This window comes from Achromobacter sp. AONIH1 (assembly GCF_002902905.1).
Lineage (GTDB): Bacteria > Pseudomonadota > Gammaproteobacteria > Burkholderiales > Burkholderiaceae_B > Achromobacter.
The window spans coordinates 6,267,959-6,293,946 of the sequence record NZ_CP026124.1 but is presented as its reverse complement, the minus strand read 5'-3'; the positions used below and the strand labels follow the sequence as shown (position 1 = coordinate 6,293,946).

22 protein-coding genes and 6 tRNA genes are annotated in these 25,988 nt (G+C 67.4%); 7 read left to right on the top strand and 21 right to left on the bottom strand.

Translation table 11 applies throughout. The features are described 5' to 3' along the window. Positions 1-109: 109 nt before the first annotated feature. Both C2U31_RS28705 and C2U31_RS28700 read left to right on the top strand, forming a co-directional pair. On the top strand, positions 110-3,865 hold the full coding sequence (locus C2U31_RS28705; RefSeq protein ID WP_103275894.1) for a DUF748 domain-containing protein: 3,756 nt from the start codon (positions 110-112) through the stop codon (positions 3,863-3,865). 281 nt (positions 3,866-4,146) lie between these two features. Further along, positions 4,147-5,025, top strand: coding sequence for a dienelactone hydrolase family protein (locus C2U31_RS28700; RefSeq protein WP_103275893.1), 879 nt, complete (start codon positions 4,147-4,149; stop codon positions 5,023-5,025). An 81-nt stretch (positions 5,026-5,106) separates the two neighbouring features. On the opposite strand, the gene C2U31_RS28695 is transcribed toward C2U31_RS28700, so the two are convergent. Next, positions 5,107-5,535, bottom strand: coding sequence for a hypothetical protein (locus C2U31_RS28695; protein WP_103275892.1), 429 nt, complete (start codon positions 5,533-5,535; stop codon positions 5,107-5,109). Between the two features lie 287 nt (positions 5,536-5,822). Between C2U31_RS28695 and C2U31_RS28690 the strand changes: the two genes are divergently transcribed. Next, on the top strand, positions 5,823-6,326 hold the full coding sequence (locus C2U31_RS28690; protein ID WP_103275891.1) for a peroxiredoxin: 504 nt from the start codon (positions 5,823-5,825) through the stop codon (positions 6,324-6,326). A gap of 79 nt (positions 6,327-6,405) precedes the next feature. Beyond that, positions 6,406-7,905 carry an MFS transporter gene (locus tag C2U31_RS28685; protein ID WP_233772538.1) on the top strand — a complete coding sequence of 500 codons (1,500 nt, stop codon included), beginning with the start codon at positions 6,406-6,408 and terminating at the stop codon, positions 7,903-7,905. 14 nt (positions 7,906-7,919) lie between these two features. Here the strand turns inward: C2U31_RS28685 and C2U31_RS28680 are convergent, their stop codons facing one another. The 8 genes from C2U31_RS28680 to C2U31_RS28645 all read right to left on the bottom strand — a co-directional run bounded on the left by C2U31_RS28680 (position 7,920) and on the right by C2U31_RS28645 (position 11,185). Next, a complete protein-coding gene (locus tag C2U31_RS28680; RefSeq protein ID WP_103276631.1) occupies positions 7,920-8,783 on the bottom strand; it encodes a DMT family transporter in 864 nt (287 codons plus the stop codon). Then, positions 8,780-9,796 (bottom strand): biotin synthase BioB, encoded by a 1,017-nt coding sequence (gene bioB, locus C2U31_RS28675; RefSeq protein WP_103275890.1) that lies wholly within the window; start codon positions 9,794-9,796, stop codon positions 8,780-8,782. The genes C2U31_RS28680 and bioB overlap by 4 nt, the downstream gene beginning before the upstream one ends. A 620-nt stretch (positions 9,797-10,416) precedes the next feature. Further along, positions 10,417-10,493 (bottom strand) — tRNA-Asp (locus C2U31_RS28670). A 60-nt stretch (positions 10,494-10,553) separates the two neighbouring features. Then, a tRNA-Glu gene (locus C2U31_RS28665) sits at positions 10,554-10,629 on the bottom strand. A 35-nt stretch (positions 10,630-10,664) separates the two neighbouring features. Beyond that, positions 10,665-10,740 (bottom strand) — tRNA-Ala (locus tag C2U31_RS28660). Between the two features lie 104 nt (positions 10,741-10,844). Beyond that, positions 10,845-10,921: transfer RNA gene (locus C2U31_RS28655), tRNA-Asp, on the bottom strand. Between the two features lie 63 nt (positions 10,922-10,984). Beyond that, positions 10,985-11,060: transfer RNA gene (locus C2U31_RS28650), tRNA-Glu, on the bottom strand. A gap of 49 nt (positions 11,061-11,109) precedes the next feature. After that, positions 11,110-11,185 (bottom strand) — tRNA-Ala (locus C2U31_RS28645). Positions 11,186-11,616: 431 nt separating this feature from the next. Here C2U31_RS28645 and C2U31_RS28640 point away from each other — a divergent pair. Next, positions 11,617-12,672 carry an aldo/keto reductase gene (locus tag C2U31_RS28640; protein ID WP_103275889.1) on the top strand — a complete coding sequence of 352 codons (1,056 nt, stop codon included), beginning with the start codon at positions 11,617-11,619 and terminating at the stop codon, positions 12,670-12,672. 94 nt (positions 12,673-12,766) lie between these two features. Here the strand turns inward: C2U31_RS28640 and lnt are convergent, their stop codons facing one another. The 5 genes from lnt to miaB form a co-directional block, all read right to left on the bottom strand. Next, the gene (gene lnt, locus C2U31_RS28635) at positions 12,767-14,389 is read right to left on the bottom strand and encodes an apolipoprotein N-acyltransferase (RefSeq protein WP_103275888.1); all 1,623 of its coding nucleotides are present in this window, start codon (positions 14,387-14,389) and stop codon (positions 12,767-12,769) included. After that, on the bottom strand, positions 14,386-15,276 hold the full coding sequence (locus C2U31_RS28630) for an HlyC/CorC family transporter (protein ID WP_103275887.1): 891 nt from the start codon (positions 15,274-15,276) through the stop codon (positions 14,386-14,388). Before C2U31_RS28630 ends, lnt begins: the two co-directional genes overlap by 4 nt. A 192-nt stretch (positions 15,277-15,468) precedes the next feature. Then, on the bottom strand, positions 15,469-15,942 hold the full coding sequence (gene ybeY, locus C2U31_RS28625; RefSeq protein WP_103275886.1) for an rRNA maturation RNase YbeY: 474 nt from the start codon (positions 15,940-15,942) through the stop codon (positions 15,469-15,471). Then, the gene (locus C2U31_RS28620; protein ID WP_103275885.1) at positions 15,932-16,957 is read right to left on the bottom strand and encodes a PhoH family protein; all 1,026 of its coding nucleotides are present in this window, start codon (positions 16,955-16,957) and stop codon (positions 15,932-15,934) included. The genes ybeY and C2U31_RS28620 overlap by 11 nt, the downstream gene beginning before the upstream one ends. Next, positions 16,954-18,390: a tRNA (N6-isopentenyl adenosine(37)-C2)-methylthiotransferase MiaB gene (gene miaB / locus C2U31_RS28615; protein WP_103275884.1), complete on the bottom strand. Its 1,437-nt coding sequence runs from the start codon at positions 18,388-18,390 to the stop codon at positions 16,954-16,956. Before miaB ends, C2U31_RS28620 begins: the two co-directional genes overlap by 4 nt. A 166-nt stretch (positions 18,391-18,556) precedes the next feature. Here miaB and C2U31_RS28610 point away from each other — a divergent pair, with 166 nt between their 5' ends. Next, complete coding sequence (locus C2U31_RS28610) at positions 18,557-19,318, top strand: phosphatase PAP2 family protein (RefSeq protein ID WP_103275883.1); 762 nt, start codon at positions 18,557-18,559, stop codon at positions 19,316-19,318. 60 nt (positions 19,319-19,378) lie between these two features. On the opposite strand, the gene C2U31_RS28605 is transcribed toward C2U31_RS28610, so the two are convergent. The 4 genes from C2U31_RS28605 to C2U31_RS28590 form a co-directional block, all read right to left on the bottom strand. Then, a complete protein-coding gene (locus C2U31_RS28605; protein ID WP_103275882.1) occupies positions 19,379-20,086 on the bottom strand; it encodes an alanyl-tRNA editing protein in 708 nt (235 codons plus the stop codon). Positions 20,087-20,146: 60 nt separating this feature from the next. After that, on the bottom strand, positions 20,147-20,824 hold the full coding sequence (locus C2U31_RS28600) for a VOC family protein (RefSeq protein WP_103275881.1): 678 nt from the start codon (positions 20,822-20,824) through the stop codon (positions 20,147-20,149). A gap of 85 nt (positions 20,825-20,909) precedes the next feature. Further along, on the bottom strand, positions 20,910-21,221 hold the full coding sequence (locus tag C2U31_RS28595) for a helix-turn-helix domain-containing protein (protein ID WP_103275880.1): 312 nt from the start codon (positions 21,219-21,221) through the stop codon (positions 20,910-20,912). Beyond that, a complete protein-coding gene (locus tag C2U31_RS28590) occupies positions 21,218-21,586 on the bottom strand; it encodes a type II toxin-antitoxin system RelE/ParE family toxin (RefSeq protein WP_103275879.1) in 369 nt (122 codons plus the stop codon). The genes C2U31_RS28595 and C2U31_RS28590 overlap by 4 nt, the downstream gene beginning before the upstream one ends. 322 nt (positions 21,587-21,908) lie before the next feature. On the opposite strand from C2U31_RS28590, the gene C2U31_RS28585 reads away from it, so the two are divergent. After that, positions 21,909-22,559 carry an imm11 family protein gene (locus C2U31_RS28585; RefSeq protein WP_103275878.1) on the top strand — a complete coding sequence of 217 codons (651 nt, stop codon included), beginning with the start codon at positions 21,909-21,911 and terminating at the stop codon, positions 22,557-22,559. A gap of 47 nt (positions 22,560-22,606) precedes the next feature. On the opposite strand, the gene secF is transcribed toward C2U31_RS28585, so the two are convergent. From secF to yajC, 3 genes are all read right to left on the bottom strand, one after another. Continuing rightward, a complete protein-coding gene (gene secF / locus C2U31_RS28580) occupies positions 22,607-23,542 on the bottom strand; it encodes a protein translocase subunit SecF (RefSeq protein ID WP_103275877.1) in 936 nt (311 codons plus the stop codon). A 51-nt stretch (positions 23,543-23,593) separates the two neighbouring features. Then, positions 23,594-25,474, bottom strand: a complete 1,881-nt coding sequence (gene secD, locus C2U31_RS28575) for a protein translocase subunit SecD (RefSeq protein ID WP_103275876.1) — start codon at positions 25,472-25,474, stop codon at positions 23,594-23,596. Between the two features lie 106 nt (positions 25,475-25,580). Continuing rightward, positions 25,581-25,925, bottom strand: coding sequence for a preprotein translocase subunit YajC (gene yajC / locus C2U31_RS28570; protein ID WP_103275875.1), 345 nt, complete (start codon positions 25,923-25,925; stop codon positions 25,581-25,583). Between the last annotated feature and the right edge of the window lie 63 nt (positions 25,926-25,988).

The following is a 25,988-nucleotide window of genomic DNA, read 5'->3' as shown; positions in this document are numbered from 1 at the left end:
TGATACGCCCTATGATAGACGAGCCGTGCGGGGGGCGCGATAATCGCCCGCAAAACACGTACCCGACGCGCGGCCAGTGCCTACAATTTGTCGTACCAGGAGACTCGCGATGCCCATGCGGATGCCAAAGTTCAGGTTCACCCGGCGCGTCGGCAAGATTCTCTTGTCCATCGTGGCCGTGGCGCTGCTGCTGTGCGGCGTGGCGGCCTGGCAGGTGCCCAAGGTGCTGCGCTCCGTCCTGACCGAGGACGTCTCCAAGATGCTGGGCCGCGACGTTTCCGTCGGCAAGATCAGCTTCAATCCCTTTACCCTGACCGTCCGCGCGAGGGACCTGGCGATCGCGCAGCCAGGATCCGAGACACCGCTGCTGACGCTGGCCGAACTGGACGCCAGCGCCGCCTGGAGTTCGCTGTTCTGGTTCGCGCCGGTGGTGGACCGGCTGACGCTGCGCGAGCCGAAGATCGCCATCGTGCGCGAGGACGTCACGCGCTTCAACTTCTCGGACGTGCAGCAGCGCGTGGCCGAGATGAGCGCCGCCAAGCCCGAGGAACCGCCCAAGCCCGACGAAGGCCTGCCGCGCTTCTCGCTCAACAACATGCGCATCGAGGGCGGCTCGGTCACGCTGGACGACAAGGTCACCGGCCGCAAGCAGGTGGTGGACGAGTTCACGCTGGGCGTGCCGTTCATCTCCACCTTCGGCTATGCCACCGACATCGACGTGCAGCCACGGCTGCACCTGCGCATCAACGGCAGCCCCTTCGACCTGACCGGCGTGGCGCGGCCCTTCGAGAAGGTGCCGTCCTCGACGCTGAACGTGACCTTCTCCGGCCTGCAGCTGGAGAAGTGGGCCGACGTGTGGCCCATGCCGCTGCCGTTCAAGCTGGAGCGCGCGCTGCTCGATTCGAACCTGCGTGTGGTGTTCGAGCAGCCCAAGGATGCGCCGCCCAAGATCCGGGTGGTGGGCGATCTGGGCCTGCGCCAGTTCGATCTGCGCGACAAGTCGGGCGCCGAGCTGGCGTCCTGGAGCGCGCTGACGGTATCGCGGCTGGAACTCGAACCGATTGCGCGGCAGGCCTATATCGGCGATGTCGGCCTGTGGGCGCCGCAGGTGCATGCGCGCCGCTACGAGAACCTGAGGCTGAACTGGCAGGACGTGGCCGAGCAGCTGCAGCAGTTGGGCGCCAAGCCCGGCGCGGCCAAGCCTGCGGGTGGCAAGCCGGTTGCGGGCAAGCCGGCGGATGCCAAGACACAGGATGCCAAGGCCGCGCCGAATGCGGGCAAGGCCGCCGCCCAGACTGCGGATCCGCGGGCCTCGGCCAAGGTCTCCGCCGCGCAGGCTGGCGCACCCGAAGCGGGCAAGGCGGCTTCTGCTGCGGCAGCTGCCAAGCCGGCGGGCGTGAAACCGGCGGATGCTAAGGCCGGAGATGCTAAGGCGGCTGATGCGAAGAGTGCCGATGCTAAGGCGGCCGAAGCCAAAGCCGCCGAACCCAAGTCTGCGATTCCCGCCGCAGGCGGCGCTGCGGCTGGCGCGGCCACGCCGTCGGCGTCCGCTGCCGCGGGCGCCGCGCCTCCGGATGGTCCGGCAGGCACGGCCCCGGCGCCCCAGCCGGCCGAGCCGGCCGAATGGAAGATCACGCTGGACGCCTTCAATATCCATGAAGGCGAGCTGCACCTGACCGATGCGGTCAGCAAGCTCGACTACTCGATGACCGGCATCGCGGCCACGGTCGAGGGCGTGGAGCTTCCGCAGCAGAAGGATCGCCCGATCAACCTGTGGCTGACGGTGGACAACAGCACCGACGGTGGCTGGATCCGCGCCAAGGGTCCGCTGGTGCTGCAACCGCTGGCGCTGGAAATGTCTTTCCGCATGGGCAACGTGGCGCTGGCGCCATTCGCGCCGGCCGTGCGCAGCGCCGCGCCGATCACGCTGCAGGACGGTCGCGTGGCGCTGTCGGCGCAAGTGCACGTGCTGGACACGGGCGGGGTGGTGGACGTGTCCGCCACCGGCGCGCAAGCCGAGCTGACCCAGTTCAAGGCGCGCGACGAATCCCTGAAGCCCGCTCTGGATGTCGCGCTGCAGCGCCTGCACCTGACCGCCGACCGGCTGGCCATGGGACCGGGACAAAGCAATTTCACGCTGGACGCCGATGGCGTGCAGGGCAACGGCAAGCTGGCCCTGAAGGGGGCGTTCACGCCGCAGCCGCTGACGCTGCGCACCTCGGTGGACCTGTCGGCGTTGAACGTGGCCTCGTTCGCGCCTTATTTCGCCTCCAGCCTGAACGCCACCGTGCGCGCCATCACGCTGGGAGCCAAGGGCGAAGCGGCCTTCGCGGCCGCCAACGGCAAGGCGCCGCTCTCGGCCGCCTGGAAGGGCGGAGTGGAAGTCACCGACCTGGACCTGCAGGACCGCGTCAACAAGGACGATTTCCTGAACTGGAAGCGCCTGGCGTTCTCCGGCATGGATATCTCCGTCGCCGGCGACAAGATCGGCGCCAGGCTGGGCGATATCGCGCTGGACGATTTCTACGGTCGCATCCTGCTCAACGCGCAGGGCCGGCTCAACGTGATGGACCTGGTGGCCGCGCCCGGACAGGCGGGCGGCTCCATCACCCAGGACACGCAGACGCCGGCGCGCCGCGCCGCGCCCGAACCCGCCGCCAAGAGCGGCGGCATGCCCGATATCTCGCTCAACAGCGTGACCCTGACGCGCGGCCGCATGACCTTCACCGACCGCTTCGTCAAGCCGAACTACGTGGCGGAGCTGTCCAGCATCGACGGCTCGATCTCGGCGGTGTCGTCCAGCAATCCTCAGCCCGCCAAGGTCAAGGTCACGGGCCGTGTGTACACCACCGCGCCGCTGTCGATCAGCGGCGTGGTGCAGCCCTTCGCCAAGTTCCTGGCACTGGACCTGAAGGCGTCGGCCAAGGGCGTGGACCTGCCGCGCTTCAACACCTATTCCGCCAAGTACGTGGGCTATCCCATCAAGCGCGGCAAGCTGTCGGTCGACCTGGAATACAAGATCAAGGATCGCGCGCTGACCGCCAGCAACCATGTGGTGCTGAACCAGCTGACCTTCGGCGACAAGACCAACAGCCCCGACGCGACCAAGCTGCCGGTGCTGCTGGCCGTGGCGCTGCTGAAGGACTCGCGCGGCAATATCGACATCAACCTGCCGATTTCCGGTTCGCTGGACGATCCGGAGTTCTCGGTCGGCGGTATCGTGGTGCGCGTGGTGCTCAACCTGGTGGTCAAGGCGGTGACTTCGCCCTTCAGCCTGCTCGCCTCGGCCTTCGGCGGCGGCGAGGAGCTGTCCTACGTGGAGTTCGCGCCGGGCAGCGCGGCGCTGACCGAGGATTCCCAGCAGCGCATCGACACGCTGATCAAGGCCCTGACCGACCGTCCCGGCCTGAAGATGGATCTGAGCGGCCGCGCCGACCCCAAGACCGACATGGAGGGCCTGCGCCAGGCCTGGATCGAAAGCAAGATCCGCGCCGCCAAGGCCGCCGCCGTCGCGCCGCGCGGCAAGAAGCCCAACCCGGCCGGCGTCGACGTGTCGCCCGCCGAGCGCTCCAAGTACCTGGAAGAGGTCTACGGCGATACCGACATCAAGGACAAGCCCAGGAACCTGATCGGCATCGCCAAGTCCATACCGGATGCGCAGATGGAGGAAATGCTGCGCAGCGTGGCGCCGGTGGGCGACGAGCAGTTGCGCCAGTTGGCCGACGCGCGCGCCCAGGCCGTCTATGAGAAGCTGCTCGCTCACGAGGGCCTGGCCGAGCGCGTCTTCATCGTCGCGCCGCAATTGGATGCCGACGGCATCAAGGACGATGGCGTGCCGTCGCGGGTGGAGTTCTCTCTGAAATAGAGGGATGAGCCCACCCCCGAAGCGCTGCGCGCTTCCCCCTCCAGGGGGCATGTCTGCGGACCGGCGGAGCCGGATCCGCGACATCCCGATTGGGGGCGACCTGGCCGTGTCGGCGCCTGCGACCTTGCGGAGTGTGCGTTACCGGAGTGTGCCTCACTGGAAGGTGGCACGGCTGACGCTGTTGCCGTTGGTGGTTGAAGTGTGAGGTGTGAAGTGCAATCTTGCCGCTCGTGGCCGGTTTGGTGCGGATACGGGCGAGCGCTCTTCCCAGGAGATGAGGCATGAACGACCAGGATTCGCAGTTCGACAGCTTGCTGCCGCCCTTGAAGCTGGACCGCCGGGGCTTCATCGCCACGTCGGTGGCGGCGGGATTTTCGCTGGCGGCGGGGCAAGCAGTGGCGCAGACGGCGATAGCCACCGACGCCGCCGGCTTGCTGGCGGGCAAGGTGGACATTCCAGTGGCCGACGGCAAGATGCCGGCCTATCGCGCCGCGCCGCAGGGCAAGAAGAACCTGCCCACGCTGCTGGTGGTGTCCGAGATATTCGGCGTGCACGAGTACATCCAGGATATCTGCCGCCGCCTGGCGCACCTGGGGTATCTGGCGGTGGCGCCCGAGCTGTTCGCGCGCCAGGGCGACCCGTCGCGCTACACCGATATTCCCAAGCTGCAGGCGGAAATCATCAGCAAGGTGCCCGACGCGCAGGTGCAGCGCGACCTGGACGCCGCATCGGCCTGGGCCGCCGAGCATGGCGGCGACGCGGGCCGACTGGGCATCCTGGGGTTTTGCTGGGGCGGACGCCAGGTCTGGCTCTACGCCGCGCACAATCCCAAGCTGCGCGCGGGCGCTGCCTGGTACGGGCAGCTGGGCGGCGAGCCCAGCGAGCTGAAGCCGCGCCCGGTACTGAGCGCGGTCGGGGACCTGAAGGCGCCGGTGCTGGGCGCCTATGGCGGCAAGGACGCCGGCATTCCGTTGGCGGACGTGGACCGCATGCGGGTGGCGCTGGCCCAGGGGCCGGCCGCCGCCAAGGCCTCGCGCATCGACATCTATCCCGAAGCGCCGCATGCCTTCCATGCGGACTACCGGCCCAGCTACCGCAAGGCCGAGGCCGATCAGGCCTGGCAGCGCATGCTGGACTGGTTCAAGCAGAACGGGCTGTAGGCGAGGGCGGCGGCGCATGGGCGTCGCGCTTTCTTCCGCTTCAAGTTCGCCCCGAGGGACGGCGCGAACCGTGCCTCTGTCCTATTTCTCGGTTTCCCCCGGCAGGCCGTCGCTGACCTCGGCCAAGGCCGCCTTCATGTCCTCGTAGCCGATGACGCGCTCGTTCTGGAAGCTGCCGAGCACGCCGCGGCAGCCGTCCACGCCCGAGCGCTTCATCTCTTCCATCATGGCCTTGCCCTGGTCCAGCCCCTTGTCGAAGAGCGTGTCGTAGTTCTGGGCGTTGAAGCCGTATTCCTGGGCGTAGCGCTGCAGGTTCTTGCGCGAGGTGTCCTGATGTTGTTTGAGATCGGGCTCCGAAGCGCCGCAGGCGCGGGCCGCGCCATTGGACGCGCCCGCCGCCACGACGAAGGATTCGTACTGCAATTGTTCGCTGGCGTCCGGCGCCGCCCAGGCGCCGCCGGTCAAGCCCAGCGCCAACGCGGCCATCAGGCCGCCTGCCATCTTGCGCATCGCATGTTCTCCGTGTGTGGTCCCGCGGGCGGCAAGACGCGCGCGGGATGCCATGAATCTTGCGACATTATTGCAACGGACGCGCGTTCCGGGAGCGACGCGCCCGTATTGAGTCGTTTCAGTCTGTTCATGTTCTTTGCCGGTGCGGCGTCCGCCCGGGGCATGGGCTGCAGACGCGGCAAGCGCCGCCCGCGCGCAGGAACTATGATGGAGGGTGTGAGGCGGCCTCGCCTCAATGCTCTGCCCCATTCATTCTTTCTTCAGATTTTTCAGCCGGAGATATTTCCATGACGATCAAAGTCGGCGACCGCGTGCCGGATGGCACCCTGACCGAATTCATCGAAACCGAGACCGCGGGCTGCTCGCTGGGTCCCAACGCCTTCCAGGTCGCCGACCTGGTCCGCGGCAAGAAGATCGCGCTCTTCGCCGTGCCGGGCGCCTTCACGCCGACCTGCTCGGCCAAGCACCTGCCGGGCTATGTCGAGCAGGCCGCCGCGCTCAAGGCCAAGGGCGTGGACGAGATCTGGTGCGTGTCGGTCAACGACGCCTTCGTCATGGGCGCCTGGGGCCGTGAACAGGGCACCGACGGCAAGGTTCGCATGCTGGCCGATGGCTCGGCCCTGTGGACCAAGGCGCTGGGCCTGGAGCTGGACCTGATCCAGCGCGGCATGGGCGTGCGCTCGCAGCGCTATTCGGCCCTCATCGAGGACGGCGTGGTCAAGACGCTGAACGTCGAGGCCGCCGGTAAGTTCGAGGTCAGCGACGCGGCCACCATGCTGTCGCAGGCCTGATTCTCTTCCGTTCTACCGTTTTACGGCGGACTGCAGGCGCGGTCCGCCGAAAGGCCGCTGGCCGCGGCTGCCCGATGCCATGATCGCCACCATTTCCTCGTTCTCGTCGCTGTACTTCGCGACCCTGCTGATGCTCATCGGCACGGGCCTGTTCAATACCTACATGGGGCTGCGGCTGACGTCGCAGGCGGTCAGCGAGGTGTGGATCGGCGCCCTGATCGCCGGCTACTACTTCGGCCTGGTGTGCGGCGCCCGACTGGGGCACAGGCTGATCATCCGGGTGGGCCACATCCGCGCCTTCGTGGCCTGCGCGGCGGTCGCCACCAGCATGATCCTGGCGCAGACGCTGGTCGACTCGCTGCCGCTGTGGCTGGCGTTCCGCGTGATCTCCGGCATCGTCATGGTGACCGAGTTCATGGTCATCGAAAGCTGGCTGAACGAACAGACCGAGAACCATCAGCGCGGGCGCGTGTTTTCCGTCTACATGGTGGTGTCCGGCCTGGGCACCGTGCTGGGCCAGTTGGCGCTGACGGCCTATGCGACGCTGGACCTGCGGCCGCTGACGCTGGTCGCCATGTGCCTGGTGCTATGTCTGGTGCCGATCGCCGTCACGGCGCGTTCGCACCCGCCCACGCCTTTGCCCGCGCCGCTGGACATCCGATTCTTCCTGCGCCGCGTGCCGCTGTCCATGACGGTGCTGTTCGTGGCGGGCAATGTGTCCGGCGCGTTCTACGGCCTGGCCGCTGTCTACGGGGCCAAGCACGGCATGAGCACGTCCCAGGCGGCGGTGTTCGTGGCCACGGCGGTGACCGCCGGCCTGCTGTCGCAATGGCCGATGGGCTGGTTGTCGGACCGCATCAACCGCGCCGGGCTGATCCGCTTCAATGCCTTGCTGCTGGCGGTCCTGCCGGCGCTGATGTGGGGCTGGATCGAACTGCCGTTCTGGGCCATGCTGGCCCTGTCCGCCGTATTCGGCGTGCTCCAATTCACGCTGTACCCGCTGGGCGCGGCCTTCGCCAACGACCATGTGGAATCCGAGCGGCGCGTCAGCCTGTCGGCGGTGCTGCTGATGACCTACGGCGTCGGCGCCTGCGTCGGCCCCATGATCGCGGGCGTGCTGATGTCCTGGGGCGGGCACAGCATGTACTACATGTTCGTATCGGCCTGCGCGCTGATCCTGGTCTGGCAGGTGCGGCCGACGCGCGTCACGGGCGCGCACCAGGTGCAGGAAGCGCCCACCCACTTCGTGCCGATGCCGGATACCCTGCAAAGCTCGCCCGCGTCGGCGGTGCTGGATCCCCGGGTCGATCCCGAGACCGACATCACGATCGAGATGGTGGAGCCGGATCCCGCCACGGCCGCCGTGCAGTCTGTCGACCCTGTCGCCGCCGAGGCTGTGGTGACGGGTGCGGCGCCAGCCGCTGCGGCGGCTCCGGGCGCGGCGGTCTCAGAGGCGGCGGCAGATCATCCCGCCGCCGCCGAGGCCGCGCGGGACATGGGCTACGAGGCGGGACGGGTGCCTGACGCGAAAGACCTGGACGAAGACGCGCCCGAATCGCGCCTGCGCACCGGCACCTGAGACCGCGCGCAGCGCTAGCGGGGGATCATCAGCACGATGGCCGCCAGGGCCAGCGCCAGCCCCAGCAGGTTCAGGCGCGAGAGCGATTCCCGAAACGCCAGGGCGCCGATCAGCGCGCCCAGGGCGATGACACCCATGTTCATGGATGCGAACACCACCGACGGGTGACCCGGCAGCGATTGGTGCGCGCGGATATAGGTCAGGATATTGCCGAAGTTCGCCAGACCCAGCGCCACGCCCGCCAGCGCATGGCGCCACTCCCATCGCGCGCGACGCCATACGAGGTAGCCCAGCATCAGCATCCCGGCCAGCATGAAGGCCAGCAGCAGCGCGCCGGAAAAGGCCGTGCCGGTGCGCGCCACCTGCTTGAACAGCACGTCGATCACGCCATAGCCGGCCCAGACTATCAGCGGCCACAGCCAGCGGTCGCGGCCGCCCTCGGCGGGCTCGCCGTCCGGCGACGGGCGGCGCAGCAGGCAATACAGCGCGCAGAACGCCAACGCGATCGCGGCCAGCTTGCGGCCGTCCGGCGTCTCGCCGAACAGCAGGAACGCGGCGATCAGCGGAATGAACAGGGCCAGGCGCTGCGCCGCGTCGCTGCGCGCCACGCCGGCATGGCGCACGGCCTGCGCCATGGCGAGGAACACGCTGGGCAGCAGGATGCCCAGCGCCGCCAGCGTCAGCCAGGGCGTGCCCGCCGCGAACAGCGTGTCGGACGCCGGTCGCAGCAGGGCCCAGCACAAGGTCGCGGCGACCGCGTAGTTCACCGCGATGGCCTGGCGCACGTCGATGCGCCAGCCGCGCGCCAGCTTCAGCATCGCGGCCACCGTCACGCTGCAGGCGATGCTGGCCGCCAGATACAGCAGGCCGGGCGTCAGCGACACGCCGGCGCCTCGTGCGCGGGCTCGGCGTCGATGTGCATGCCCAGCCGCGCCAGCAGGCGCTGGTCGGCCTGCATCTGCGGATTGGCGGTGGTCAGCAGCGCGTCGCCGTAGAACATGGAGTTGGCGCCGGCCATGAAGCACAGCGCCTGCAGCGCATCGTCCATCTGCTCACGGCCGGCCGACAGCCGGACCTTGGCCTTGGGCATGGTGATCCGGGCGACGGCGATGGTGCGCACGAATTCGAACGGATCCAGCGCTTCGACGCCGGCCAGCGGCGTGCCTTCGACCTGCACCAGATTGTTGATGGGCACGGATTCGGGGTAGGGCTCCATGCTGGCGAGCTGGGCGATCAGCCCGGCGCGCTCGCGGCGCGACTCGCCCATGCCCACGATGCCGCCGCAGCAGACATTGATGCCGGCGTCGCGCACGCGCTCCAGCGTATCCAGGCGGTCCTGGTAGGTGCGGGTGGAGATGATCTTGCCGTAGAACTCCGGCGAGGTGTCCAGGTTGTGGTTGTAGTAGTCCAGCCCGGCGTGCTTGAGCTGTTCGGCCTGGCCCTCGGCCAGCATGCCCAGCGTCACGCAGGTTTCCATGCCCAGCGCCTTCACCGCGCTGACCATCTCGGCCACCGCTTCCAGGTGATGCGGCTTGGGGCTGCGCCAGGCGGCTCCCATGCAGAAGCGCTGCGCGCCGCCGGCCTGCGCGGCGCGCGCGGCGGCGATCACGTCTTCCAGCGGCATCAGCTTGTCGGCTTCCAGGCCGGTGTTGTGATGCGCGGATTGCGGGCAGTAGGCGCAATCCTCGGGACAGCCGCCGGTCTTGATCGACAGCAGGCTGGACAGCTGGATGGCGTTCGGATCGAAATGGGCGCGATGGGTCTGCTGTGCGCGATGGATCAGGTCCATGAACGGAAGGTCGTACAGCTTCAGGACCTCGTCGGCGCTCCAGGCGGCGGATTCGGGCATCGGCTTGGGAATCGTCGGGACGGGGATGTAGGCGGTCTGCATCGGGATGGCTCCAGTCGGTGTCGCGGGGATCGCGCCGGTTGCGCCGCCTTGGCGGGCTCAGGCTGCGATCGGCGGATCGTATGAAGCCGGGCGGGGTTTGCGCAATGCCGGGTATCTGGCTGGAAATGCGGGGTGGATCGATCTGTTTTTTGAAGATTTGGCGATTTTTAGAGCATCCCGAGAGGCAACGCGCCGGCATCTTCGCGGACGGCGAGGGGCTGATTTTTTTGATTCAATTTGTAAATTCTAGATCGGGGAGAAGTCGTTTGCCTGGCCGATGTGGGCGCGGGGCTCGGTGGCGGCGATGTTGCGGTTGGGAGACCGCGATCGGGAGATCGTATTGGCGGCCGCGACTTCGGGAGGAGTAGCGGCGGCGCGCGGCGCAGCGGGATGGCGCGCAGCCGGCATGCCGTGTCTGGGCGGGCCGGGCAGGCATGTTCCGGGGTGATCCCGGGCGCGCTCGCGGGCATGCGAGCCTCGTGGGCCGATATGCCGCTATCGGCGGCAGCCAGGCGGAAGGGATATCTGTGAGCGGAAAACAAAAAAGCTCCGGAATCCGGAGCTTTTCGATGATGACGCGGCGATTGTTTCGCGGCGTGCGCAGATGGCGCAAAGTGCTTTGGCGGAGCGGACGGGGCTCGAACCCGCGACCCCCGGCGTGACAGGCCGGTATTCTAACCAACTGAACTACCGCTCCGCAGCGGTATGCAAAACTTCGGTACTGCAACTGCGGTGTCAAGGCAGCTTGCCAGAATACTGGCGTCCCCTAGGGGATTCGAACCCCTGTACTCACCGTGAAAGGGTGATGTCCTAGGCCTCTAGACGAAGGGGACCTGAACAAAAACCACTGTACTACCAACTGCTTTACTGGTGGAGGTAAGCGGGATCGAACCGCTGACCTCTTGCATGCCATGCAAGCGCTCTCCCAGCTGAGCTATACCCCCCAGAATCCCAGGTGTCTCAACCTTCAGACAACAAGGGCTTACACCCTATAAAAGCAAAAAGCCCCGGATCGGAGCTCTTGAGAATGACCCTGAGCGAGAGCTTTTGGCGGAGCGGACGGGGCTCGAACCCGCGACCCCCGGCGTGACAGGCCGGTATTCTAACCAACTGAACTACCGCTCCGCAGCGGCGTACTCGAACTACATGATCACTTCAACTGCACGATGCAAGAACAGTCCGAAGAACTGGCGTCCCCTAGGGGATTCGAACCCCTGTACTCACCGTGAAAGGGTGATGTCCTAGGCCTCTAGACGAAGGGGACGTGGACTTGCATCAGGCACTGCTTTTTTACTGCATTCTTCGCTTTGGACTGGTGGAGGTAAGCGGGATCGAACCGCTGACCTCTTGCATGCCATGCAAGCGCTCTCCCAGCTGAGCTATACCCCCGTCTTTTCTAATCAATACTTGCAACGTTCTAGCTTTCTTCACTTGAATCTTGCAAATTTCTTGCTGGATTCAGGTGGTTCCTGCTGGTTCGTTGCCGGTTTTGTTTAGTGCCGTTGGCGAAGAAACGAGATTATGCACGAACTATTTTGGGCGTGCAAGTCGATTGGACGCAAAAATGAAAAAAGTTGCGGAAAGGTTTCCGTGACGACTGAGTGGCCCGCAGTTGAGCGCGCTGTAGTTGAGCGCCCCTTTAGTGTTGATCGCTCCTTTAGTGAAACGCTCCGTTGGCCACTCCTGCTGCTCATTCACATTGTCGGTTCATCATTCAAGCACAGGCCGATGCGATCCGGCCGCGCCGGCGAAGCGCGCAGTGCTATCGTGGCCTTTCAGCAAATGCGGCGCGATCGCGCCGGCGCAGGAGCATTTCACGCATGGGCACAAGCACATCCTTTCCTACCCGTCCCCTGGGACGCTCGGGCATGTCGATCACGCGCATCGGGCTGGGCGCCTGGGCCATGGGCGGCAATGGCTGGGCGGTGGGCTGGGGGCCGCAGGACGATGCCGATTCCATCTGCGCGATCCGGCTGGCGGTGGACCGGGGCATCAACTGGATCGATACCGCGGCGGTCTACGGCCTGGGCCATTCCGAAGAGATCGTGCGCCGCGCGCTGGCGCAGATGGCGCCGTCCGAGCGCCCCTACGTGTTCACCAAGTGCGGCCTGACCTGGTCCGACGCACAGCCGCAGGCCACGCCACGGCGCACCGGCGCGCCGGCAAGCATCCGGCGCGAGGTCGAGGATTCGCTGCGCCGTCTGGGCGTGGAGCGGATCGACCTCTATCAAATGCACTGGCCGGCGGGCGACGGCACATCGCTGGACGGCTACTGGGAAACGCTGCTGGCGCTCAAGCGCGAGGGCAAGGTCGGCGCGGTGGGGCTGTCGAACCATAACCTGGCCCAGTTGCAGGACGCGGAGGCGCTGGGGCATGTGGACAGCCTGCAGCCGCCGTTTTCCGCGATCCAGCGCAGCGCGGCCGCCGATCTGATTCCCTGGTGCGAGGCGCACGGCACCGGCGTCATCGTCTACAGCCCGATGCAGTCGGGCCTGTTGAGCGGCGGATTCAGCGAGGCGCGCGCGGCCAGTTTGCCCGCCGATGACTGGCGTTCGCGCCATGCCGAGTTCCGGGCGCCAGCGTTGCAACGCAATCTGGCATTGGCGCAGGCTTTCCGGCCGGTCGCCGAGCGTCACGGGGCGACGGTCGCCGCCGCCGCGGTGGCCTGGACCCTGGCTTGGCAGGGCGTGACCGGCGCGATCGTCGGCGCGCGCAACGCGGCGCAGGTGGACGCCTTGCTGGGCGCTGCCGAACTCGAGCTGGATGATGAGGATATGGCGCGCATCGCCGATGCGATCGAGCGGACGGGCGCTGGCCAGGGGCCGTCGCGTCCGTCGGGCGACCAGTCGGCCTTGCCCGAGGATCTGTTCAGCTAGGATTGGTCGAGGCTGGAAAGATCCCGGATCCTGCGATGTAGGATCCGGGCAGGCTTTTGCGGCGACGAATGCGGAACGGCGACCAGGCGCGGCTTCAGCCGCGCTTGCGCGTCGCGCCCAGCGCGCCGATCAGCACCACGCCCACCAACGCCAGCGCGAGCTTGTCGCCGAAGCGGGCGTAGGGGGTGAGGCCAGTCATGCCCTGCACGCTGACGGGCAGCACGCCCGGCTGCATCGGCGCCAGTTGCGCGGCGACATGGCCCTTGGCGTCGATCGCGGCGGTGATGCCGGTGTTGGTGGCGGTCAGCATGGGGCGCGCCGTCTCGATGGTGCGCAGCCGGCCGATCTGCAGATGCTGGCGCAGCGCCCAGGAATCGCCAAACCAGCCCAGGTTGCTGACGTTCACCAGGATGGTCGCGCCGGGTTCGCCCTGCGGGCCCGGTTGCAGCGCTGGCAGCAGGTCCGGACCGAACAGGTCTTCGTAGCAGATATTGAAGGCCACGTGCTGGCCGCCCACGGCGAAGGGCGTCTGGCGTTCCGCGCCACGGTCGAAATCGCCCAGCGGAATGTCGAGCATGTCGACGAACCAGTGGAAACCCGGCGGCACGTATTCACCCCAGGGCACCAGGTGGCGCTTGTCGTAGCGCATGGCGGTCGAGCCGGCGAGCAGATGCTCGACCGGCGTGGCGCCGTCGAAGCCGATCACGCTGTTGGTGTAGCGTTCGCGCCCACCCACTACGTCCAGCAGCGGCGAGCCCATGGCGATCACGCTGTTCTGCCGCGCGGCGATGGCGCGCCAGGCTTCCCAGACGCGCGGGTCGAGCTGGTTCTGGAACACCGGCATCACGGTTTCGGGCAGGATGGTCAGCTGCGGCGCGGGTTCGCCCGGCATGGGCGGCAGCGCGGCCAGTTCCAGATGGCGGCGCAGGCTCTGGTCCAGCAGCGCGGGATCGAATTTCTGCGACTGTTCGATGTTGCCCTGGATCAGGCGCACGTTCAGCGGCTCGCCGAAAGGGCGCGACCAGTCGATGCGGGCCAGCAGCCAGCCGGTCGCGGCCAGCGCCAGCGCGAGGCCGGCGGCCAGCGCGCGCCGGCCGTCCAGCGGGGTCTTGCGCGAGGGCTGCCACAGCGTGGCGATCGCCGCCGCGGCGAAGGCCGCCAGGAAGGCCATGCCGTGCACGCCCAGCAGCGGCGCCCAGCCGGCCAGCGGGCTATCGACATGGGCATAGCCGATGTTCAGCCAGGGAAAGCCGGTGAGCAGCACCGCGCGCACCCATTCGAAGCCGGCCCACAGGGCGGCCCAGGTCAGCGCGCCCGTCAACGCGCGGGCGGGCGGCGAATCCGGTTCCAGCGGCGCATAGCGGCGCGCCAGCGCGCAGGCCGTGGCGGGGAAGATGGCCAGGAAGGCCGACAGCAGCAGCACGGCGGCCGCCGCCAGCGGCGCCGCCAGATCGCCGTAGCGGTGCAGGCTGATGAAGATCCAGTACAGGCCCAGCGCGTAGGTGGCGAAGCTGAACAGCCAGCCCCGCGCCCAGGATTGGCGCGCCGACGGCGCATACAGCGTCACGCGCGCGGCCACGGCCAGCGCCAGCACCTGGGTGATGGCCAGGGCCCAGTCGGGCAGCGGGCCGGGAGCGAATGTCAGGGCGTGCGCCGCGCCGGCCAGTGTCAGGCCGGCCGCGCCGCGCAGGAGTCGGCCGCGCGGGGTGGGGCTCATGCTTCGGTGGGATTGGGGGCGGAATGGGGCCCGGCCAGGCGTCGCACACGCAGCCAGAGGGCGCGGCGGGCGTCGCCGCGGGCGACCTCGATGCGCAGACCGTCGATTTCGGCGTGATCGCCGCGGCGCGGGATGCGGCCCAGGCGGCCGCCCATCCAGCCGCCGACGCTGTCGTACTCGTCGTCGGGCAGCTTGCTGCCGAACACGTCGTTGAAGTGCGAGATCTCGGTGGCCGCGCGCACGCGCCACTGGTTCTCGCCCTCGGGGAAGATGGAGTCTTCCTCGGTCTCGTCGAATTCGTCCTCGATGTCGCCGACGATCTGCTCCAGCACGTCTTCCATGGTGACCAGACCGGAGATGCCGCCGTGCTCGTCGATGACGATGGCCTGGTGGTTGCGGCTGACGCGGAATTCGCGCAGCAGCACGTTCAGGCGCTTGGATTCGGGAATGAAGACCGCCGGGCGGACCAGCGAGCGCACCTCGATGCCGGGTTCCAGCATGCAGCGCAGCAGGTCCTTGGCCAGCAGGATGCCGATGATGTTGTCGCGGTCGCCTTCGTAGACGGGAAAGCGCGAGTGGGCGGTCTCGATGACCGAGGCGACCAGGTACGGGATGGGCTGGGTGACGTCCAGCAGGTCCATGCGCGAGCGCGGCACCATGATGTCGGCCACGATGCCTTCGGACACGGCCAGCGCGCCCCGGATCATCTGGTAGGACTCGGCGTCCAGCAGGGCGCGTTCGTGGGCGGCTTCCAGGACGGCCTTGATGCCTTCGCGGTCCTCGGGCTCTCGGCGCACGAGGGAAAGCAGGCGGTCCATCAGGGATTTGGTTGCGGGTTTTGCGGTGCGAGCAGGCGTCGCGTCGGGAGCAGGATAAGGGTCAGACATCGTCCGGGATGGACAAGTTAGGGAAGGGCCAGCATAACCGAAAGTCGATGCCAACTTGTAACCGCGTGGCCCAAAATGGGGCGAATCCACGTCATCTGCGCCGTGCCAGCGGTTATTTGCAGCGATATTTCAGGGTTGACCCGTAGACGCCCGGCCAGGATGATCCGGCGCGGGCGGCGGGCGGGGCGGGCGTCAGTCCGCCTGATAGGGATCCATGATGCCCATGCCCGCCAGCGTGGTGGTTTCCAGCGCTTCCATGCGCTTGGCGTCGCGGGCCTTGACGTGGTCGTAGCCGAGCGCGTGCAGTACGCCGTGCAGGGTCAGGTGGGCGGCGTGGTGCAGGAAGTCCTTGCGCTGCTCGCGCGCCTCGCGCGCCAGCACCGGCACGCAGATCACGATATCGCCCCGGGCCACGCCCAGCGGGTCGACCCCGTATTCGAAGGTCAGCACGTTGGTGGCGTAGTCGCGGCCGCGGAAATCGCGGTTCAGGCGCTTGCCCTCGGCCGCGCCGACCAGGCGCAGGCTCAGTTCGGCGGCGCTGAAGTCGACCAGGCCGTCTTCGGCCGCCGCCGCCAGCGCGCGCTCGGCCCAGCGGCGCAGGCGCCAGCGCGGCAGGCGCGGTTCGTCGGCCGCGTACTGGACGGAAAGGGACAGGTCAGGCGTCATGTTCTGCGGCACGGTCGTAGGCGTCCACGATGCGGGCCACCAGCGGGTGGCGCACGACGTCGCGGCTGGTGAAGCGGGTGGTGGCGATGCCCTGCACGTCGTGCAGCACCTTGACCGCGTGGGCCAGGCCGCTGTCCTGGCCGCGCGGCAGATCCACCTGCGACGGATCGCCGGTGATGACCGCCTTGCTGCCGAAGCCGATGCGGGTCAGGAACATCTTCATCTGTTCGGGCGTGGTGTTCTGGGCCTCGTCCAGGATGATGAAGGCGTGGTTCAGCGTGCGGCCGCGCATGTAGGCCAGGGGCGCGATCTCGATGGTCTGCTTCTCGAACAGGCGCTGCACCTTGTCGAAGCCCATCAGGTCGTAGAGCGCGTCGTACAGCGGGCGCAGGTATGGGTCCACCTTCTGGGCCAGGTCGCCGGGCAGGAAGCCCAGGCGCTCGCCGGCCTCGACCGCGGGGCGCGTCAGCACCAGCCGCTGCACCGTGTCGCGCTCCATGGCGTCGATGGCGCAGGCCACCGCCAGCCAGGTCTTGCCGGTGCCGGCCGGACCCACGCCGAAGGTGATGTCGTGCTTGAGGATGTTGTTCAGGTAGTCGCGCTGGCGCGCGGTGCGCGGGCGCAGGTCGCTGCGGCGGGTGCGCAGCGCGATGCCGTCGCTCTCGTCGTCCAGCGACGGCAGCTCGGTGGCGTCCTGCGCCGGTTCCTCGCGCAGTTTCTCGTCCTGGCGGCCGACGCCGATTTCCACCAGGCCCAGCTGGATGTCGTCCACCGTCAGGGCGCGGTGCACGGCCTGTTCGTGGAAGCGGCGCAGGACGCGGCCGGCCAGCTCGGCGGTTTCGCCCTCGATGGTGACGCGGCTGCCGCGGCGCGAGAGCTTGACGCTCATGCCGTCGGCCAGCTGCCGCAGGTTTTCGTCCAGGGGGCCGCAGAGATTGGCCAGGTGGGTGTTGTCGCCGTCCAGGTTGACGACGGTGGGCATGCTGCGCCGGGCGCGTGAGCGGGCTTGGGTCATTCGGTCCCTTGGGCGTCGCGGTCCACGTCGGCGACCCGGGCGCGCAGCGAATTGGTGTGCGCGTCGGTGATGATGACGTCGACCATCTGGCCGATGAGCCGCGCGGGTGCGGCGAAGTTGACGATGCGGTTGTTCTCGGTGCGGCCCATGAGCTCGTTGGGATCGCGCCGCGACGGGCCTTCCACCAGCAGGCGCTGGCGCGTGCCGATCATGCCGCGGGCGATGGCGGCGGCCTGCTCGTTGATCAGCGCCTGCAGGCGCTGCAGCCGGCGCAGCTTGACGTCCTGCGGCGTGTCGTCGCTCAGGTCGGCCGCCGGCGTGCCGGGACGGCGCGAGTAGACGAAGGAGAAGGACGTGTCGAAGCCCACGTCCTCGATCAGCTTCATGGTCTTTTCGAAGTCTTCCTCGGTCTCGCCGGGGAAGCCGACGATGAAGTCGGACGACAGCGTCAGGTTCGGCCGGGCGGCGCGCAGGCGGCGCACCACGGACTTGAACTCCAGCGTGGTGTAGCCGCGCTTCATGGCGGCCAGCACGCGGTCGCTGCCGGCCTGCACCGGCAGGTGCAGGAAGGACACCAGCTTGGGCAGGCGCGCGTAGGCGTCCATCATGCGCTGGGTCATTTCCTTGGGGTGCGAGGTGGTGTAGCGGATGCGCTCGATGCCGGGAATCTCGTGCACGTACTCCAGCAACATGGCGAAGTCGGCGATCTCGCCGCTGTCGCCCATGGCGCCCCGGTAGGCGTTGACGTTCTGGCCCAGCAGCGTCACTTCCTTGACGCCCTGGTCGGCCAGGTCGGCCACTTCCATCAGCACGTCGTCGAACGGGCGCGAGACTTCCTCGCCGCGCGTGTAGGGCACCACGCAGAAACTGCAATACTTGCTACAGCCTTCCATGATGGAGACAAAGGCGGTGGCGCCGTCCACGCGCGGCGGCGGCATGGCGTCGAATTTCTCGATTTCGGGGAAGCTGATGTCCACCTGCGAGCGGCCCTCGGCGCGGCGGCGCTCGATCAGGTCGGGCAGGCGGTGCAGCGTCTGCGGGCCGAACACCACGTCGACATAGGGCGCACGCTTGACGATGGCCTCGCCTTCCTGGCTGGCCACGCAGCCGCCCACGCCGATCACCAGATTGGGGTTGAGCTTCTTCAGGTGCTGCACCCGGCCCAGGTCGGAAAAGACCTTTTCCTGGGCCTTCTCGCGCACCGAACAGGTGTTGAACAGGATGACGTCGGCTTCTTCCGGGTTCTCAGTCAGTTCCAGTTCCTGGTCGCCGCGCAGCACATCGGCCATCTTGTCCGAGTCGTACTCGTTCATCTGGCAGCCGAAGGTGCGGATATAGAGCTTGCGGGGAGCGCCGATAGCGGGGGCGGGCGGGAGGGCGACATTGGCGCCGTCGTGCGCGGCGTCCGCGCGCTTGAGGGTGGTTTCTTGCATGATGGTCGCCGTGACGGGTGTAGATCCCGGGGGCTGCTGTGGGAGAAACCGGGAATTTTACCTCTTGCGCCCAATTGCTTCTTGGAGTCGCCGCCCGCCGCCGTTACGATAGTCGCTCTCCAAAAACGGCCATCCCAATAATGTTTCTCGTTTCAGCAGGGCGCGCATGACTTCCAATCCGCTACCGACGCCCGCCGCCGTTCCCGCCGCCACCGGGCGGGGATCGGCATACGACTCGATGCGCAGCCCGTTTTCGTCGCTCCGCTGGCTGGCGGCGGGGGCGGTCCTGGCCCTGCTGGCGGGCGTCAGCGCGTTGTGGCTCGATCTGCCGCTGGCCGTCTGGTTGCGCGGCCATGTGAGCGCGGATGTTGACACCTCGTTCGCCTGGATCGGCTACCTGGGCGACAGCGGCAAGTACATCGTCGTCGGCCTGGCGTTCTATATCGTCGGTCTGCTGGGCGCCGCTCGCGGCTGGCCCCATCCGCTGCGCATGCGCTACGAGAGCATGACGCGCGGCAGCCTGCTGCTGCTGTCCACCATGGCCGTGGGCGGCCTGGTGGTGCTGGTGTTGAAGCGCGGGGTGGCGCGCGCCCGGCCCGAGCTGTATTTCGAGCAGGGCATCTACGGCATGGGCGAGACCTTCTCGCGCGCGCAGCTGTTCAATTCCTTTCCGTCCAGCCACACCTATGCGGCGTTTTCCGTGGCCGTGGTGCTGGGCATCCTGGCGCCGCGCTGGCGCTGGGCGTTCCTGTCGCTGGCCGCGCTGGTCGCCGTCAGCCGCCTGGTCAACCTGGACCACTACCTGTCCGATGTGATGACCGCCGCCGGCATCGCCTTCGCCGTGGCGCACGGGTTGGCGCCGCGCGTGCTGGGCAGCAAGTACCAGTGGCCGCTGCGCATGCCGTGGCGGTGGTGGCGGCGCGGCTGAGACGTCAGGGCCAGCGCGCGGCCGCGCGCTGGATGAGCGCAGCCGCCACGGGCGGGCGCGTCAGCGGAACTGGATCGCCACGCGCCGGTTGCTGCGGCTCTTCTTTTCGATCTTGACCACCGCCACCGGGCCGATCTCGCTGGTGTTGGCGACATGGGTGCCGCCACAGGGCTGGCGGTCCACGCCCGGGATCTCGATGATGCGGATCCGCTCGGCGGCCGGCGGCGCCGCGCCGATGGTGCGCACCAGGTCGGGCTGCGCCGCCAGCTCCTCGGGCGAGATGCTGTTGACGGTGACGGGCGTGCCGGCCTCGATCAGCGCATTCAGGCGGGCGGTCAGATCGTCCTTGTCGAGCGTGGATTCGGGCAGGTCGAAGTCGATGCGCGCCGAATCGGGGGAAATGCTGCAGCCGGTCACGGGCGCCGGCACCAGCGCGCCCAGCAGGTGCAGACAGGTGTGCAGGCGCATCAGGCGATGCCGGCGCGGCCAGTCCAGTTCCACGGCGATGCGATCGCCGACCCGTGGCGTGGCGCCTTCTTCCCGTACGTGCAGGATGCGCCGGCGGTCGTCGGCGTAGATGGTGTCCGTCAAGGCCAGCTTGCGGCCGTCAGATAGCGTCACCAGGCCGGTGTCGCCGGCCTGTCCGCCGCTGCGCGCATAGCAGACCGTCTCGTCCAGCTCGATGCCTTCCGGATGGACGGCGATCACGGTGGCTTCGCAGCGGGCCAGATAAGGGTCTTCGTCGAACCGCTTGCGGGTATGTGTCATGGGGTCTCCTCGGTTTGTGATGGGTTCGGGTCGGCCGGCGGGCAGCCCTGCGGGGCCGCCTCAGGCCAGCGTTCTTGCGCCGCTGGCGGTGGCGACGCTCGCGCTCAGGCGCGGCGGGCCGTCGGCCTGTTCGATGTCGATCAGGCCGTCCGCGCCCAGCCAGTCCAGTCCCTGGCGCAGCAGCGCCGCGCGCGGATGGCTGCCGCTCAGGCGCAGCAGCGTCAGGCCGCTGTCCGGCAGGCTGATGCCGGGATGGGCCGGCACGTCCCATTGGATCAGCGTCGGCAGCAGGCCGTCGCCGGCGCTCTGGCCCGCCTCGCGCCAGGCCGGCAGGCTGCCGTCGTCCGGCACGGTGAGGCGCCAGCGCAGTTCGCCGCGGGTCATGGGAATGGCGGGCGCGATGCGCTCGGGGTGACGCGCCTGCCACGCACTCAGGTCGTCCGGCAGCGCGACGCGCGCCGCCCAGTGCGCCAGGAACGGGCCGCCGCGCAGCCGTTCGCGCATGGCCGGCTCGTCCAGGCCGAACCAGCGCGGCCGTTCCGGCGCGGCGGCGTCGGGATCGATGGCGATGACTTCCAGGTACATGCCGCCCGCCATGCCCAGCACGCGGTTGTGCGTGCCCATGCGGGGATGCGCGCCGCCGCGCGCGGGCTCCACGCCCAGCAGCCTGGCGACATGGCGGGCGCCGCTGTCCAGGTCCGGGGCGGCGACGACGATGTGATCGATGACGAGTTTCATGGGGGCTATGGTAGCGAATGCCGGCCGGGTTCGGCCCGGTACAGCGGAGCGGCGCGTGGCGGTACAGTGGCGGCGCACGCGCCCGTCAGGCGACGACGCTGATTCCGGCAGGGTCGGAGCGGCGCGCGCGGCGGACCCGGATCTCCACGCGCTGGTCCAGGGAAACCAGGGCCAGCATGAGCCGTTCCAGCGAGATGTTCAGCAGCTTGTAGCGGCGGATCTGCGAGACCTTGGGCTGGGACATGCCGGTCAAGGCGGACGTTTCCACCTGGGTCAGGCCGCGCCGGTCTATCAGGTCGTTGATCTTGACCGCCAGCTGGACCTTGGCGGTGAGGTCGGCCGCGTCTTCGAATCCCAGGTCGTACAGGACGTTGGCGGTGCCGGTGTGGGATGTCATGGCTTGCTCCGGTTGGATGTATACGAGGCCAGGACCTGCTTCAGGCGCCTTTCGATCAGCGAGATTTCAGGCTTGGGCGTGGCAATACCCGTTTTGGACTTCTTCTGGAACGCGTGCAGCACATGCACGGCATCGCCCAGGCGCACCACGTAGACCGCGCGATACGTGTTGCCGAGGTGGTCGTCCACCAGTTCGTGGACGCCCGGCCCCAACCCTTTCCACGGGTTGGCGGCGTAGGGCATGCGGCCCAGCTGCACGACGTAGAGCCACATGCCCATGTTCCTTTGGACGGCAAGCGGGAATGCCTTGAAATCCTTCTTGGCGCTTCCTGTCCAGTACAGCGGTTTGGGTAGGTCAATTTCCATCAATATACCTGTTCAGATATAGAAATCAAGAGATGGAATTTCGATATCGCAAGGTATTCCCTGTATTGGAGGCCGGGCTATCCGTACAAGCCGAAGGGACAGGCGCAGCCTGCTCACGGCGCTCTTGCCATGCAGGCGCCGTGCTTCAGTTGCCATCTTCTCTGGCGTGTCGATGGGGCGCTTAAAGAGTCTCGCCGCGCGCTCGCCCTTCTTGCCGTAGGGCTCCCGTCCTAAAATGCGAGGAGCACTCCAGATGCTGTAGCACTGCTACGATCAGCCCACCCACGGGAACCCTTTCAACCCGTATCCATGTTGGAAACCCATGAACGAGCAGACCGGCATTCCCGTTTCAGCTGGGACCGAGTCCTACAAGGGCAGGTTCTTTCTCGTTGATCCAAGCCTCAGGGGTAATGGTCAGGTTTCGGGGCTGGAATTTGCGAACGAAGACGCACTGATCCACCCCGGCATGAATATTGTCGAGCGACCGACTGGCGAACCCGACCAGTACCCCGAGCGGCCACATCTGGTGCACGTGCCGGAGAAAGGGGGGCTGCCGCGCGACTTTGAAGCGCTGGCAGGCATCTGGGTGGTCTCCGAGGCACTCAGACAGGTATTCCTGCGTGTAGACCCCGAAGCATTCGCATTTGTCTCATGCGACTTCACCCTTGCCGACGGCTCCCCCGGTCCGCAGTACTACCTCTGCAATGTGCTGCGCACGCTGAATGCTCTGGACGAAGCCCGATCGCGGGTGAAGATCAAGCTTGACCACGATCACCAGACTGGCCAGGACGTCAAGCTGTACAGCGTGGTGGGTGGAGCGAGTCTGATCTTCAAGGCAGACGCCGTGGCAAATGCCCACATCTTTCGCCAGGAGCGCTTGGGCGCTTCTCCTGTCTGCGATCGGGTGATGTCCGATGCCCTGGTTGCGGCGAAGTTGACCGGTGTCCGGCTGCGTGACGTAGCGGAGCTCTAAAAAAAACCCGCCACGAGGGCGGGTTCTTATGCGGACGGACGACGCGATCAGGCGACTTCGCCTTCCTCGCCTTCCTTCTTGACCGGCTTGACCAGGTCTTCGCGCTTGACGCCCATCCACATGGCCAGCGCGGCGGCGACGAACACCGACGAGTAGATGCCGAACCAGATGCCGATGGTCAGGGCCATGGCGAAGTAGTGCAGGGTGGGGCCGCCGAAGAACAGCATGGCCAGCACCATCATCTGCGTGGAACCGTGGGTGATGATGGTCCGCGAGATGGTCTGGGTGATGGCGCTGTTGATGACTTCGTGCACGTCCGCCTTGCGGTACTTGCGGAAGTTCTCGCGGATCCGGTCCATGATGACCACGGATTCGTTCACCGAGTAGCCCAGCACCGCCAGCACGCCGGCCAGCACCGAGAGCGAGAATTCCCACTGGAAGAAGGCGAAGAAGCCCAGGATGATCACCACGTCGTGCAGGTTGGCGATCACGCCGGCGACGGCGAACTTCCATTCGAAGCGGAAGCCCAGGTAGATCACGATGCCCAGCACCACGACCAGCAGCGCCATGAGGCCGTTGTGCAGCAGTTCCTGGCCGACCTGCGGGCCGACGAACTCGACCCGGCGCAGCTCGACGCCGGCGTCGGCCGCCTTGAGCGCGGACATGACGGTTTCGCTCTGCGTGGCGGACGTCTGGCCTTCCTGCAGGGGCAGGCGGATCATCACGTCGCGCGAGGTGCCGAAGTTCTGCACCTGGAAGTCGCTGTAGCCGAGCTTGGAGACGACGCCGCGCACGCTTTCCAGCTGCGCGGTCTGGTTGTAGCTGACTTCCATGACCGTGCCGCCGGTGAATTCGATCGACAGGTGGAAGCCGCGGGTGGCGATGAAGAAGACAGCCGCCAGGAAGGTGACGAGGCTGATGACGTTCAGCACCAGCGCGTGGCGCATGAACGGGATGGTGCGGTGGATCCGGAAGAATTCCATGGTTGGCCTTGGGCTCTATCTGTGGCGGGCGGCCGGGGCCGCCCGCGCTGTTCAGTTCGTCTTGGGTTTCCAGACCTCGCCGATGGAGATCGAGGTGAGCTTCTTCTTGCGGCCGTACCAGAGGTTGGCCAGCGCGCGCACGCCCACGACCGACGAGAACATCGAGGTCAGGATGCCCAGGCAGTGCACCACGGCGAAGCCCCGGATCGGACCCGAGCCGAAGGCCAGCAGCGCCAGGCCCACGATCAGGGTGGTCAGGTTGGAGTCCAGGATGGTGCCCCAGGCGCGCTCGAAGCCATGGTGAATGGCCTGTTGCGGACTGGCGCCGGCGCGCAGTTCTTCCCGGATGCGCTCGTTGATCAGCACGTTCGAGTCGATCGCCATGCCCAGCGTCAGCGCGATGGCCGCGATGCCCGGCAGGGTCAGCGTGGCCTGCAGCATGGACAGCAGGGCCAGCAGCAGCAGCACGTTGAAAGTCAGGCCGATGGTCGAGAACACGCCGAACAGGTGGTAGTACAGGATGATGAACGCGGCGATCGCCAGGAAGCCGTACAGCGTCGAGTAGAAGCCCTTGGCGATGTTGTCGGCGCCCAGGCTGGGGCCGATGGTGCGTTCCTCGATGATGGACATCGGCGCGGCCAGCGCGCCTGCGCGCAGCAGCAGGGCGGTGTCGGCGGCTTCCTCGGACGACATGCTGCCCGAGATCTGCACCTGGCCGCCGGCGATCTCGCCGCGGATGACCGGCGCGGTGACCACTTCGCCCTTGCCGTTCTCGAACAGCAGGATTGCCATGCGCTTGTTGATGTTGTCGCGGGTGACGTCGCGGAAGATGCGGGCGCCCTTGGCGTCCAGCGTCAGGTGCACGGCGGCCTGCTGGGTCTGCGAGTCGCGGCCGGGCTGGGCGTCCTGCAGGTTCTCGCCGGTCAGGATGACCTGGCGGCGGACCAGGATGCCGCGGCCGTCGCGGTCGTTGTAGCGTTCCAGGCCGAACGGCACGGAACCGCCCAGCAGCGCGGCCTGCGCGGCGGGGGAATCGTCGACCATGCGGATTTCAAGGGTGGCGGTGCGGCCCAGCAGTTCCTTGGCCTTGGCCACGTCCTGCACGCCGGGCAGCTGCACCACGATGCGGTCGTTGCCCTGCTGCTGGATGACCGGTTCGGCCACGCCCAGCTCGTTGATGCGGTTGTGCAGGGTGTTGATGTTCTGCTTGAGCGCGGAATCCTGCACGCGGGTGACGGCGGCCGGGTTCAGCGCGCCGATCAGCAGCTGCTTGCCGTTTTCCTCGCGCTCGGTGAATTCCAGGTCGGGCAGGCGGCTACGCAGCGTCGAGATGGCGCGGTCGCGGTCCTGCGTGTCGTTGAAGGTGGCGGCCACGGCCATGCCGGAGCGTTCCACGCCGGCCACGTTGACCTTCTGGTCGCGCAGCACCGAGCGCACGTCGGCGGCCAGCGAGTCATAGCGGGCGGTCAGGGCGCCCTGCATGTCCACCTGCAGCAGGAAGTGCACGCCGCCGCGCAGGTCCAGGCCCAGGTACATGGGCTTGGGGGCGAACCAGCCCAGCGCGCGCATCCAGGGCGGCGAGGCGGGCAGCAGGTTCAGCGCCACGGTGTACTGCGGGTCGCCGGAGACGGTGTTCAGGGATTTGTCTATCAGGTCGCGCGCCTGCAGCTGCAGGTCGGTCGAGGTGAAGCGGGCGCGCACGGTGCCGAGCGTGCCGTTCTGTTCGAAATAGACCCCTTCGTTGGGGATCTTGGCGTCGGTCAGGATCTGCTCGACCCGGCTCAGCATGGCCGGCTCGACCTTGACGGTGGCCTTGGCGCTGGAAACCTGGACGGCAGGCGATTCGCCGTAGAAATTGGGAAGCGTATACAGCAGGCCTATGACGACCGCCACCAGGACCGTTATGTATTTCCAGAGGGGATAGCGGTTCATTGCCGGCTACTTCATGTCAGGGTGAAAGGGTCCGCCCGGCGCGGGCGCCGGGCGGAGTCTGGCGTGGCGGCCGGACCTGCCGGCCCGGCGCAGCACCATGTGACTCTTACAGGGCCTTGATGGTTCCCTTGGGCAGCACGGCCGAGACCGAGGACTTCTGCATGATGATCTCGACGGGCTTCTCGGCCAGTTCCGAGACTTCGACGGTGACGTAGCTGTCGTTGACCTTGGTGACCTTGCCCAGCATGCCGCCGGCGGTGACGACTTCGTCGCCCTTGGCCAGGGCGGCGATCAGATTGCGGTGCTCCTTCTGGCGCTTCATCTGGGGACGGATCATCAGGAAATAGAGGATCACGAACATCAGAATGATGGGCAGCATGCCCATGAGCGCGCCGCCCTCGGGCGCTGCGGCCTGGGCCATGACGAGGCTGGCGGTATCGATAGCGGACATGGAATTCTCCTGCGTGTTTGGTCTTTAGGGTTTGTTGAGTTCTTGGTTGCCGGCGCGCTTCGA